19 protein-coding genes are annotated in these 9,339 nt (G+C 71.4%); all 19 read right to left on the bottom strand.

The genetic code is table 11. The features are described 5' to 3' along the window. Positions 1 to 3: 3 nt before the first annotated feature. From AC0HI0_RS25015 to AC0HI0_RS24925, 19 genes are read right to left on the bottom strand one after another with little or no spacing between them, the layout of a single operon-like run. The gene (locus tag AC0HI0_RS25015) at positions 4 to 306 is read right to left on the bottom strand and encodes a hypothetical protein (protein WP_480925939.1); all 303 of its coding nucleotides are present in this window, start codon (positions 304 to 306) and stop codon (positions 4 to 6) included. Beyond that, entirely contained in the window at positions 299 to 556 is a 258-nt protein-coding gene (locus AC0HI0_RS25010; RefSeq protein ID WP_480925938.1) for a hypothetical protein, read from the bottom strand. The genes AC0HI0_RS25015 and AC0HI0_RS25010 overlap by 8 nt, the downstream gene beginning before the upstream one ends. Next, entirely contained in the window at positions 546 to 785 is a 240-nt protein-coding gene (locus AC0HI0_RS25005) for a hypothetical protein (RefSeq protein WP_480925937.1), read from the bottom strand. Before AC0HI0_RS25005 ends, AC0HI0_RS25010 begins: the two co-directional genes overlap by 11 nt. Further along, a complete protein-coding gene (locus AC0HI0_RS25000; protein WP_480925936.1) occupies positions 782 to 1,018 on the bottom strand; it encodes a hypothetical protein in 237 nt (78 codons plus the stop codon). The genes AC0HI0_RS25005 and AC0HI0_RS25000 overlap by 4 nt, the downstream gene beginning before the upstream one ends. Then, entirely contained in the window at positions 1,015 to 1,710 is a 696-nt protein-coding gene (locus AC0HI0_RS24995; RefSeq protein ID WP_480925935.1) for a DNA methyltransferase, read from the bottom strand. The genes AC0HI0_RS25000 and AC0HI0_RS24995 overlap by 4 nt, the downstream gene beginning before the upstream one ends. Next, positions 1,707 to 2,009 (bottom strand): DUF7352 domain-containing protein, encoded by a 303-nt coding sequence (locus AC0HI0_RS24990; RefSeq protein ID WP_480925934.1) that lies wholly within the window; start codon positions 2,007 to 2,009, stop codon positions 1,707 to 1,709. Before AC0HI0_RS24990 ends, AC0HI0_RS24995 begins: the two co-directional genes overlap by 4 nt. 3 nt (positions 2,010 to 2,012) lie before the next feature. After that, entirely contained in the window at positions 2,013 to 2,408 is a 396-nt protein-coding gene (locus AC0HI0_RS24985) for a hypothetical protein (protein WP_480925933.1), read from the bottom strand. Continuing rightward, complete coding sequence (locus AC0HI0_RS24980) at positions 2,401 to 2,598, bottom strand: hypothetical protein (RefSeq protein ID WP_480925932.1); 198 nt, start codon at positions 2,596 to 2,598, stop codon at positions 2,401 to 2,403. Before AC0HI0_RS24980 ends, AC0HI0_RS24985 begins: the two co-directional genes overlap by 8 nt. After that, entirely contained in the window at positions 2,591 to 2,962 is a 372-nt protein-coding gene (locus tag AC0HI0_RS24975; RefSeq protein WP_480925931.1) for a DUF4326 domain-containing protein, read from the bottom strand. Before AC0HI0_RS24975 ends, AC0HI0_RS24980 begins: the two co-directional genes overlap by 8 nt. After that, positions 2,962 to 4,917, bottom strand: coding sequence for a hypothetical protein (locus AC0HI0_RS24970; RefSeq protein ID WP_480925930.1), 1,956 nt, complete (start codon positions 4,915 to 4,917; stop codon positions 2,962 to 2,964). The genes AC0HI0_RS24975 and AC0HI0_RS24970 overlap by 1 nt, the downstream gene beginning before the upstream one ends. Next, complete coding sequence (locus tag AC0HI0_RS24965; protein WP_480925929.1) at positions 4,917 to 5,381, bottom strand: hypothetical protein; 465 nt, start codon at positions 5,379 to 5,381, stop codon at positions 4,917 to 4,919. The genes AC0HI0_RS24970 and AC0HI0_RS24965 overlap by 1 nt, the downstream gene beginning before the upstream one ends. Before the next feature lie 10 nt (positions 5,382 to 5,391). Further along, complete coding sequence (locus AC0HI0_RS24960) at positions 5,392 to 6,153, bottom strand: class I SAM-dependent methyltransferase (protein WP_480925928.1); 762 nt, start codon at positions 6,151 to 6,153, stop codon at positions 5,392 to 5,394. Continuing rightward, positions 6,150 to 6,977 carry a DNA adenine methylase gene (locus tag AC0HI0_RS24955; RefSeq protein ID WP_480934379.1) on the bottom strand — a complete coding sequence of 276 codons (828 nt, stop codon included), beginning with the start codon at positions 6,975 to 6,977 and terminating at the stop codon, positions 6,150 to 6,152. Before AC0HI0_RS24955 ends, AC0HI0_RS24960 begins: the two co-directional genes overlap by 4 nt. Positions 6,978 to 6,982: 5 nt before the next feature. Then, the gene (locus AC0HI0_RS24950; protein ID WP_480925927.1) at positions 6,983 to 7,603 is read right to left on the bottom strand and encodes a hypothetical protein; all 621 of its coding nucleotides are present in this window, start codon (positions 7,601 to 7,603) and stop codon (positions 6,983 to 6,985) included. Further along, positions 7,600 to 7,971: a hypothetical protein gene (locus AC0HI0_RS24945; RefSeq protein WP_480925926.1), complete on the bottom strand. Its 372-nt coding sequence runs from the start codon at positions 7,969 to 7,971 to the stop codon at positions 7,600 to 7,602. Before AC0HI0_RS24945 ends, AC0HI0_RS24950 begins: the two co-directional genes overlap by 4 nt. Beyond that, positions 7,964 to 8,398, bottom strand: coding sequence for a hypothetical protein (locus tag AC0HI0_RS24940; RefSeq protein ID WP_480925925.1), 435 nt, complete (start codon positions 8,396 to 8,398; stop codon positions 7,964 to 7,966). The genes AC0HI0_RS24945 and AC0HI0_RS24940 overlap by 8 nt, the downstream gene beginning before the upstream one ends. Next, positions 8,388 to 8,660, bottom strand: coding sequence for a hypothetical protein (locus AC0HI0_RS24935; protein WP_480925924.1), 273 nt, complete (start codon positions 8,658 to 8,660; stop codon positions 8,388 to 8,390). The genes AC0HI0_RS24940 and AC0HI0_RS24935 overlap by 11 nt, the downstream gene beginning before the upstream one ends. Before the next feature lie 3 nt (positions 8,661 to 8,663). After that, the gene (locus AC0HI0_RS24930) at positions 8,664 to 9,062 is read right to left on the bottom strand and encodes a hypothetical protein (RefSeq protein WP_480925923.1); all 399 of its coding nucleotides are present in this window, start codon (positions 9,060 to 9,062) and stop codon (positions 8,664 to 8,666) included. A gap of 2 nt (positions 9,063 to 9,064) precedes the next feature. Beyond that, a complete protein-coding gene (locus tag AC0HI0_RS24925) occupies positions 9,065 to 9,337 on the bottom strand; it encodes a hypothetical protein (protein ID WP_480925922.1) in 273 nt (90 codons plus the stop codon). Between the last annotated feature and the right edge of the window lie 2 nt (positions 9,338 to 9,339).

Genomic DNA, 9,339 nt, shown 5'->3' with positions numbered 1-9,339 from the left:
GCGTCAGCCACGGGGCACCTCCCGTGCGCAGCAGTCGGCGATCCAGTTCGAGTCCTCGGCGGACATGCTGCCGATGTCGCCGCGCATCCGGATCGCGGCACCGACGGCGAAGCGCTCGCCGCAGCGTCCGCACGTGCCGGGATACTGGGCGGCAAACCAACGCGGGTCCGGTCCGCCCAGCAGGCGTGCACGGGACCTTGCCTGCTCGGCTTCGGCTTCCTCCTGCGGGGAAAGACCGCCTCGGTGCTCGGTGCAGGCACACTGGGCGACGAGCAGGTCGGTCCGGTCGCAGCGGGTCTCAGGCACGGCCGTCCTCCTCGTCGTACCAGACGATCCGGGTCTTGCCTTCGTGGCCGTGCACGCGCTCAACGGCCTCGATGCCCTTGGGCCAGGAGACCTCGGACGCGTACTCGCCCAACCACTTGACGGTGACGGCCCCGTCCGGCCAGAGCACGCCGTCTGCGACGTGCCCGGTCCCGGAGAAGCCGGTGACGTCCTCTCCGCGCACGAGGCGGAACAGGCGGGGCGGGTTGGGGGTGTGGGGGTCAGTCGGCATCGGACACCGCCGCCGGAGCCGCGTGGGTGATGCCAGCCTGGGCGCAGGTGCAGCCGTCTACCGGCCCCCACGAGGGGCACAGGTTGGTGTAGTCGGCGATGTGCCCGCAGGGCTGGTTGGTGATCGGCGAGTAGGTGACGTGCGTGACCTGCGCGGTGCAGGTGTCGCAGGCCAGCCACGGGTTGGCGAACGTGTCGTCGCCGGGCGGGATGCGGGTTGCGGTGCTCACGTCTGGTTCCTCTCAGTGGGGGCGGGCGGGTAGACGCCGGTCAGCTCGTGGGAGTAGGCGGAGGTTTCGGTGCCGTCGTCGAGTTGCACCAGCCATGCGCCGTCGTCGTACGGGTCGGGTCCGATGACGGTCCCGGCCTCGTTGTGGTCGAGGCGGCTGCCGTCCTCGATGGCGACCCGGTCGCCGCTTCGCCAGGCGGGTGCGGGGTAGACCCAGGTGTCGTCGGCGGTCATCGGTCCCCGCCTTCCCTAGAGGCGGCGAACGGCAGTCCGGCCGAGAGTCGGGTGGCGGTGATCTCGCAGTACCGCTCTTCCAGTTCGACGCCGATCGCGCGCCGGCCGGTGATCTGCGCGGCCAGCAGCAGCGGCCCCGACCCCGCGCACGGGTCTGCGGCGACGCCGGGCGGGCAGGTCTCCAGCAGGTGCACCATCAGCGCCGGGGGTTTCGGGGTGGGGTGGTCCGGGCGGTCGCGGGATTGGGAGTTGTAGCCCGGGATGCCGGTGATCACCGACCCCCAGCGCGCCGGGGTGCCGCCGTCGCGCCGCCGCCCGCCGGGCACGACGGGCGGCCAGGTGCCCAGGACGTAGACTTCCTCGTCGCCCTGGCCGAAGGGGAATGTGAGGTTGCCTTTGCCCGCCCCCTGCATCTTGTCCCAGACGCGTCGGGTGAGGGTGCCAGCCGGGCGGGGGATGTCATGGCGGCCGAAGCAGAGGGCCGGTTTGTCGGGACCCCACATGCGCAGAATGGTGTCCCGGACCGTGGTGTCGGTGTCGCCCTCGATCGTGTGACTGTGGTTGTGGTGGGCGTTGATCCCGTACGGAGGGTCGACGACGAGCACGTCGGCGGCCAGCCAGTCGGTGATCTCTTCGGCGCGCCCGTGGTAGAGGGTGACCAGGGCGTCAGAGTAGTAGGGCTGCGGGGTCACCGGTTCCCGCCTTCCTGGGAGACGGGAGCGGCCTCGAACACGTGCAGGACGAGGTGTTCGCCGTCGAGCAGGACCGTGCCGACGTGGCGAGCCGCCGCGTCCGGCACGAACTGGCCGGTGCCGACGAGGAAGAACGTCCGCTGTTGCACCGGCTGCGCGGGGTCGACACGGACCCAAGCGACGATCTGCCCGTGCTGTTCCGCGACCGTCAGGACTGTGCCGCCGGTAGGGATGTCGATGTCCGTGGCGACGTAGGGCAGTGGGTACTTCCAGATGGTGTCAAGCGTTTCGGCGGCCACGGCTCACGCTCCCTCGGTGTCGGTGGTGGGCAACGGGTCCGGCTGCGGCGTCTCGGCGGCCTCGGTCTCCTTGCCGAACCGGGCGAGGCTCTTGTGCATCCCCGCCCGCCATTCGGCCTGTCGGGTCGAGTGCGGCACGAGGGTGTTGGTGTCCAACTCCAGGACGTCGTTCATCACCTCGGGGTCGCCGTCGACCAGTACGGTCACGGCCATGTCGCGGTGCAGCAGCGACTTGAGGCGGTCCCACCACGACACGTGGAGCGTGAACCTGCCGAACGGGTCGGCGATGGGTTCCTGGAAGGTGACGGTGCGGTCGTCGAGCCGGTAGGTGACCCGGAACCGGGGGCCGGTCCTACGGCTGTCGTAGGTGGGCTGGATGGACTGGCGCATCTCACGCACGGCCGGTCTCCTCTTCTGTCACCGGCTCCCACCGGGTCCTGGTGACCTGGCAGGACACCAGGACCGCTTCGCCGCCGCACATGGCGAGGAGCCGGCGTGCGTCCTGCTCGTCGTCGGCGGGCTGCACCATGCCGCCGCAGGAGTCCGGGAACTCGACGCCCCACTCGGTGACGGTCGTGGACTCAGACACCCGGCACCTCCGAGTTCGCGATGTCCAGCAGCACATCGGCGTGACACGCCTGGTCGAGCGGACACCAGCAGGCAAGATCCCTGCCGGCCAGTTCCCGACGGACGGTCTCCTCCTCGCCGTCCAGCCATGCCCGGTAGAGCGCGACCGCGACCTCTGGTGTCCGCACGATCGCGCTGACGATCAGCTCCGAGGGGCCGAGGACGCGCCCGCCGTTCTTCGCCGGGTCGAGGGCGGGTTCGTGTGTGATCTCGAAGCCGTCGCCGACCGCCCACCAGTTGCCCCATCGGGAGGGTCGGCCGACGTAGACCGTGCCCTCGGGCATGCGCCACCCGGCGGTGCGGCGGCGCTGGATCCGTTGCGGCATCACTCCTCCTCGGTGGTGTCGGTGTGTGCGTGGCCGGCGGGCGCGAGGGTCTTGCAGGTGTCGCACCAGCGGGCCTCAGGCCGGTAGTAGTCCCCGATGGGGTCGACGCTCCCGGCGTCGGTGCGCAGCAGGTATCCGGCGGCACCGAACGCGTCCGGGTCCACCACGGGGTCGTCGGTGTGTGCGGCCAACCCGGACAGGCCGGCGGGCCACCGGTCGTCCGGGAAGACACCGGACAGCGGTTCCGCGTGGGCGACGCGGAAGCAGGTCTTGGGGCAGGAGTGGTGGCAGATGCCACCGTCAGGGCATCCGGTCGGCTCTGCCGGGGCCTGCGGCGCGGCGGGCTGCGCGTGGCCGTACTTGGCGCACAGTCCGTCGGCGCGCACCGGACTGCCGCACGGCATCCACGAGTTCGCCCAGGCGGGGAAGACGTGGATCGGGCACGCAGGGGGCTCGCTGTCCGCTGCGGGTGCCGGGTCCGTGGTGTCCGCCGGCCCGATCTCCAGCTCTCCGACCATGCCCGCCGCTCGCAGTACCCGCTGTGCGACGGATGCGGGGATGTCCGGGATCTGGGAGAGGTCGAGGGTGTAGGTGGGGGCCGGGTCCGTGGTGGGTGTGGACAGCCCGAGCACGTGCGCTCGCCACCACTCCATGCACGCCGCGTGGTTCGTCGGCGTGAGTTCCCCGGACCGCTCGCCGCACTCGCACGCGGTGCTGATCGTCGTGTCGCCGAGCTGCCACTCGGGCCGCTGCGGTCGGTGGCTGGCGTTCGCATGGTCCGGGCAGAGCAGGACGGGCATGCCGGTGCGGACGTAGATCCAACCCTTGCCGTCGACATCGTCGCGCGGTCCGGTCCGAACGTCGAAGCTGCGGAGGCAGTCCGTCCACTCGCACCAGCGCAGGTAGGCCCGCTCGTCCGCGTCGTCGGGCAGGGTGGGTGTGGACTCGGCGACCAGCTCGCGCAGCGCGTCGCGCTCCTCGCTGGCGTCGATCCACTGGTCGCGGACCGCCCACACGCGGCGGGCCATGCCGCGCACCATCAGCGAGAGCGCTGCGGCGCGGTCCCGGTACTGCCCGACTGCGCCCACCAAGTTGTTGGCGGTCGTGCCCAGCCGGACGGCGTCGGCGCGGGCCCGCTCGACGTAGACCTGCTCACGCGAGCCTCGGATGCGCTCCAGCTCGTCGACGGTGCGGGCGTACTGCTGCCGGGACAGAGCGAGGTCCGAGCGCAGCGACGCCTCCCGCCTGCCGATGGCGTAGTGCACGACGCCCATCACGTAGTTGGTGACAGGTTCGGCGGCGCGCGAGTCGTAGTCGGTGTCCCAGTCCTTGATGCCCCGGTGGGCGGCAGCGTGAATCAGGTCCCGGAGCTTGTCCGTGTCGGGAACGGACAGGACTTCCCGCTCGGCCAACAGAGGCACGATGACAGCCTCGACCGCGCGTGCCGACCACGACGACACGGTCTCGGCTGGGCGTTCGTCTGTGCCGTGGTCCCGGTGCAGGACCGAGCCGGGGTCGGAGATGGCCAGCCGGATGCGGTCCCGCAGTCCGTCTGCGTCGGGGACGGACGGAGCGGCGGGCTCGTCCGGTTCCAGCCAGCGGCGCACCGGCTTGCCGATGCGTTCGGCGTAGGCGATCTCCGCTCGGGTCGAGTCGCCGACGTAGTCCCCCGGGCACACGACCAGGACCTCGTCCGCTAGGTCGATCTTCGCCAGGTGCAGCGCGTCCAGCCCGGGTTTCGGGTCTGCGCCGGCGGGCAGGGTGACCGGCAGCGGGCGCTTGAGGTTGACGTGGGGCATCACCACGATGCGGCCCGCCACGGACTCCTCGATCGCGGCGAGGCGCATCTGCTCCTCGAACCGCATGGAGCCGGAGATGCACACGACGTGCGTTCGTGCGTCTGTGGTCTCGGGGTCCGGGGTGGAGGTCACCGGTGGGGTGTCGTCGGCGGCCATCACTCGGCCGTCCAGACGGTGACCGGGGAGTAGCCGGGCTTGCCCGCGTTGGCGTCGAGGTTCTCGGTGGTGTCGACGGCCCAGTCGATCCACCAGTACCCGGGCTGGATGAAGCGGCAGAAGTCGCAGTCCTCCCGCTTGCTTGCCGGGTTGTGGTTCGGGCACGACCACAGCAGCCGTGCCCAGGTGACTTCGGCGTCGTCGTAGTCCGGGTACATGTCCGGGTCGTTGTCGTAGCCCTCCTTGACCAAGAGGAGGGGCAGGAACGCCTTGAACTCGTCGCGGGTCGGGTGGCCGAGGAGGTCCACGAACTCGCCGTCGTCGCCAACCGTGGCGTAACGAAGGCCAGCGAGTTCGGTCGTGACGGTCACGAAAGCCATCGGGTACTGCTCGTAGCCGGGGGTGGGAGCGCCGGAGGCGCGCGGCGAAGCCGCCTGGTCGGTGTGGGTCTGGGTGTCGGGCATGTGGTCCTCCTCAGGCCGCAGCGGCGGCGGACACGTGGGCGAGCAGGTGACGGCCGAGGTACTCGGTGTAGGCGGGCGGGACGGCTTCGTTGAGGTCGTCGATGTCGCGCATCCAGTCGATGCCCAGCGCCAGCTGCGCCTCCACGACCGAGGGTTTGCCGCCGCCCTTGCCATACACGCCGTAGACGGTGGCGCGGCACCAGCGGTCGTGCAGGGGGCAGACGGAGGGTTCCCAGGTGCGCAGGCAGCCGTGGCGCCACCCGGCGGTGAGTTGTCCGCGGTGCGACGGGTGCGCCGGCATCGGCACCGTCCAGCCGCCGAGCTCCAGCGACCGATGGCGCAGAGTGGGCAGGCCGAACATCAGGCCGCAGAGCACGACGTCGGGACGGATGTGCCGCGACGGCCCGTTCTCGATGACGTAAGGGCGACGGGTTGCCTCCAGCGCGGCGCGGGTGTCGGGGAGGAGGTTGACGTGGTCGTCGGTCCAGCCCGGGCGCCCACGGTTGCCGGCGGTGATGGCGATCTGTCCCTGGCAGGGCGGGCCGGCGTGGACCGCGTCGTACTCCCGGCCGTGGGCGAGGATGAACTCGACCGCGTCGGCCTGCACGAACCGTCCGGGGTAGCCGTCGGCGTGGTCCTCGATGTCGACGCCGGTCACGTCCCAGCCTGCGGCGATGTAGCCAGCGGACGATCCGCCTTTGCGGCAGAACGCGTCGAGCAGCCGCGGCCTGGTGCGCGGGTGTGGTGCTCCGGGGAACGGGGGCGGGGTCACGACATGCCTCCGGTCAGTGAGAACAGGTGGGTCTCGAAAGGACGGTTGGACCACAGCACCTCGGTGCGGGCGGACCAGGTGCCGCCCTGGCCGGTGTCGGTGCGGCGGACGGTGGCGTGCCAGCCCGCGTACAGCTCGTCGTAGAGCGGCGAGCGGTAGCCGGACAGGACGACCGCGGCCCGGCATCCGTGCAGCGCGGCGGCGAGCGCCTCGTGCTCGGACTGCGTCTTCATCTCGTGCCGATAGCCGCCGCTGCTGCGGGTCGTCCCGAGGTACGGCGGGTCGACGTAGAGCAGCACCTCGGGGTGGCGTCCGTAGGCGGCGATCACGTCCAAGGCGGGCCGGCATTCCAGCGACACCGAGCGCAGCCGGTCGGCTGCGGGGGCGATGCGGGCGGTGTAGCCGCGCAGGTAGTCCGTCATCGAGGTGGAGCCGACGGGGCGGGAGTAGTGGCGCCACCCGGTGGTCGTGGCGACCGCGCCGCGGCCCTGTGTCAGCTGTACCCACACCCGGCGGGCGCGCTCCAGGTCGGGCAGGCCGGGGGCGTGGGCGCGGACGTCTGCCCCGGCCTGCTCGGCGCGGGAGTGCGGGGTCAGCGCGCACACCCGCTCCAGGTCGTCGGGTTGCTCACGCAGTACCCGCCAGAACGTCACCAGGTCGTGGTCGAGGTCGTTGACGGTCTCGTGCGGGGAGCGCGGTTTGGCCAGCAGCACGGCGAGGGACCCGGCGTAGGGTTCGACGTAGTGCTCGTGGGCGGGCAGGTGCTCGACGATCCACGGGGCGAGCACCTGCTTGCCGCCGAAGTACGGGATCGGCGGGGCCATCCGGGTCACCGGGTCACCGCCTTCGTGACCGGCTGCGGCTCGATCTCGGTGCCGCAGTCCTGCAGGGACACGCCGAGCGCTGCGGCGAGGTCGGCCAGGCGCAGCGTCTTCGCGCCGCGGCGTCGGTCCGTGCCGGACGAGACGACCTCGGTCAGGACTCCGCCGACCACGTCGTCCCAGTCGAGGTTCGGCCACGGCTGTCCGGGCGTCCACGGAGTGATGCCGTAGTCCGTTCCCTCGATGCGACACCAGGCCCACCCTTCCGAGGCGTAGGCGAGGTGGTCGGCTGAGCCGTCCTTGAGCAGCACGTCGCGCGGCGGCTCGGCGTCGTTCTTGCGCCACTGTCGGGGTGCTGGTGGTGTGTCCTGGGAGGACACACCCAGCGCGTCCGCGATCCGCTGCCGTGCCTGTCGCGTGAGTGCCCGCACGATTTCGTAGCGGCCAGCGGTGTCGTCGGCCTCCAGCGCGGACGCCCAGTCGAGCAGCGAGTGGATCGCGAGGCCCAGCTCGGCGGCGTCGTTGAACAGCGGGTCGACGCCGCCGTCCTCCTGCGCGGCGGAGTGTGCGGTCATGTGCTGCCGCACGACGTCGAGCCGGTCGCGGATGGCCTTGTCGAGGTCGCTCATGCCGACACGTCCCCTGCGGGCAGTTGCACATCCACCACGGGAGGTGCTGCGGGCTTCTTCGTGGTGGCGCCGAGCACGGTCAGCAGCGGCTGTGCGGCGTTCCACAGGTCGCGCCGGATGCCGTGCTCGCGGGCCTTCTTCCACGTCCACGGGCCGGTCTCGCGCTTGCGGTAGTCGATGGCGGGGAATTGGAACGCGGTAGAACTGCGGCCGACGTTGAGCAGGAGCACGAGGTCCGACGCGTCGGGGCCGCCGTGGATGGGCAGAATGTGGACGCGGTAGCTGGTGCCGTCGCCCGGGAGCCAGGTGGTCCAGCCCTGGCGGGCGAGCACGGCGACACGGAACGGGTCGCGGTCGAGGTCACTCACCCTGCTCACCTCGCAGGGCGGCGGCGCGCTCGGTCTTGGCGATGCCGTCGGATTCCAGCCAGGTGATCGCGGACAGGAGCCCGGCCGCGAGCTTGTACGCCACGGACGGCGCAACGGCCTTGCCGTGCAGGCGGAGCACCCCGTGGGCGTCCACGCGGACGTCGGTTCCGGCGAACTCGGCGCTGATGACCCATGGGGAGTCGTCGGGCCTGGTGCCCATGACGAAGTCCGGCTCGACATGCATCGGCACGCCGGCGGTCAGGTGCGGGAGGCCGGCGTCCAGCACCCGGTGGGCGGCGTGCCGGTAGGCGTCCTGCTGCTGCGCGGTGAGGAGTGCCCAGGCGAGTGGCTGGGTGTCGTCGTCGGCGTGGAGGAGGAGTGCGCCGGCGAGGACGGCGGTGTCGGTGATGGGGGTGTCAGCGGACATCGGCGTGCTCCTCCTCGGCGAAGTCGGGCAGGTGGACATCGACCACCGCCGGGGGAAGAGCGGACTTGGCCGTGCCAGCGGTCTCTTGCGCGGCCGCCATCTCGGCTCGGTACCGGTCACGCAGGTCGGCCACTCCGAGACGCAGCCACTCGCCTGGGCCCATCGACGACATCTCCAGCACGGCGTCGAGATCGCCAGCAGCCTTGGCGTAGACGGCGGCCCGGGTCCGTGCCGCGATGACACGCTTGGTCTCCTCGGTCATGGCTCAGCCCTCCTTGGTGGGGTTGGTGGCGGGGACGAAGCTCGCGTGCTTCTCGAACCCAGGCGCGGACCAGTCGTCCAGGCGCGGCTCGGAGCAGGACGAGCCGTTCCAGTAGGTGCGGGGCAGGAACGTGCGCTCCCGCTCGTAGGCCGTCCAGTTGTCGATGCCGTGCGTCGTCAGTTCGGCGGCGATGCCGGTGACGGTGTGGCGGAACACGAACGTCCACCGGCCGTCCGTGTCGCACTGGTCGGACGGGGGCACCAGTTCGATGTCGGCCTGCCCGTCCTCGCGCATTCGCGCCAGCCACTCGCGGGCGATCTGCTCGGCGCGGTCGTAGGTGTTGGTCCAGCCCGTCCCGGACGCGGGGACGCCGCCGGAGCCGGGGTTGATCAGCGCGTGCATGGTCAGGACTCCTGGGCGGGGACGTGGCGGTCGTAGTCGGCGGCGGCGCGGACCACCTGCTCCGGATTGCCGTTGGCGCTGATCCACGCGATCTCGTTCACCGCCCGCGCAGCCAGGTCGGTGGCGGTCGCGTTGCCGGGCGAGCCCAGCAGCGGGACCTGGCCGGCCAGACCGTCCAAGGTCGCGGCGATCTGGCGGTGACGGTCGGCGACGCGGAGCAGGCTCTTGGAGAGGAACCGGCCGTAGAGGTCGCGCTCGGTCGGGAGGTTGGTCATCG

The sequence above is a fragment of the Saccharothrix sp. NBAS 001 genome, assembly GCF_056640475.1.
Note: the sequence above shows the minus strand (reverse complement) of the source record. Positions and strands in the feature narration are given on the sequence as shown.

Bases quoted from the DNA above. Each gene is read 5' to 3' on its own strand.
- AC0HI0_RS25010 (WP_480925938.1), bottom strand. From the start codon at position 556: ATGCCGACTGACCCCCACACCCCCAACCCGCCCCGCCTGTTCCGCCTC.
- AC0HI0_RS25000 (WP_480925936.1), bottom strand. From the start codon at position 1,018: ATGACCGCCGACGACACCTGGGTCTACCCCGCACCCGCCTGGCGAAGC.
- AC0HI0_RS24975 (WP_480925931.1), bottom strand. From the start codon at position 2,962: ATGCCGCAACGGATCCAGCGCCGCCGCACCGCCGGGTGGCGCATGCCC.
- AC0HI0_RS24970 (WP_480925930.1), bottom strand. From the start codon at position 4,917: ATGGCCGCCGACGACACCCCACCGGTGACCTCCACCCCGGACCCCGAG.
- AC0HI0_RS24965 (WP_480925929.1), bottom strand. From the start codon at position 5,381: ATGCCCGACACCCAGACCCACACCGACCAGGCGGCTTCGCCGCGCGCC.
- AC0HI0_RS24955 (WP_480934379.1), bottom strand. From the start codon at position 6,977: ATGGCCCCGCCGATCCCGTACTTCGGCGGCAAGCAGGTGCTCGCCCCG.
- AC0HI0_RS24950 (WP_480925927.1), bottom strand. From the start codon at position 7,603: ATGAGCGACCTCGACAAGGCCATCCGCGACCGGCTCGACGTCGTGCGG.
- AC0HI0_RS24940 (WP_480925925.1), bottom strand. From the start codon at position 8,398: ATGTCCGCTGACACCCCCATCACCGACACCGCCGTCCTCGCCGGCGCA.
- AC0HI0_RS24935 (WP_480925924.1), bottom strand. From the start codon at position 8,660: ATGACCGAGGAGACCAAGCGTGTCATCGCGGCACGGACCCGGGCCGCC.
- AC0HI0_RS24930 (WP_480925923.1), bottom strand. From the start codon at position 9,062: ATGCACGCGCTGATCAACCCCGGCTCCGGCGGCGTCCCCGCGTCCGGG.
- AC0HI0_RS24925 (WP_480925922.1), bottom strand. From the start codon at position 9,337: ATGACCAACCTCCCGACCGAGCGCGACCTCTACGGCCGGTTCCTCTCC.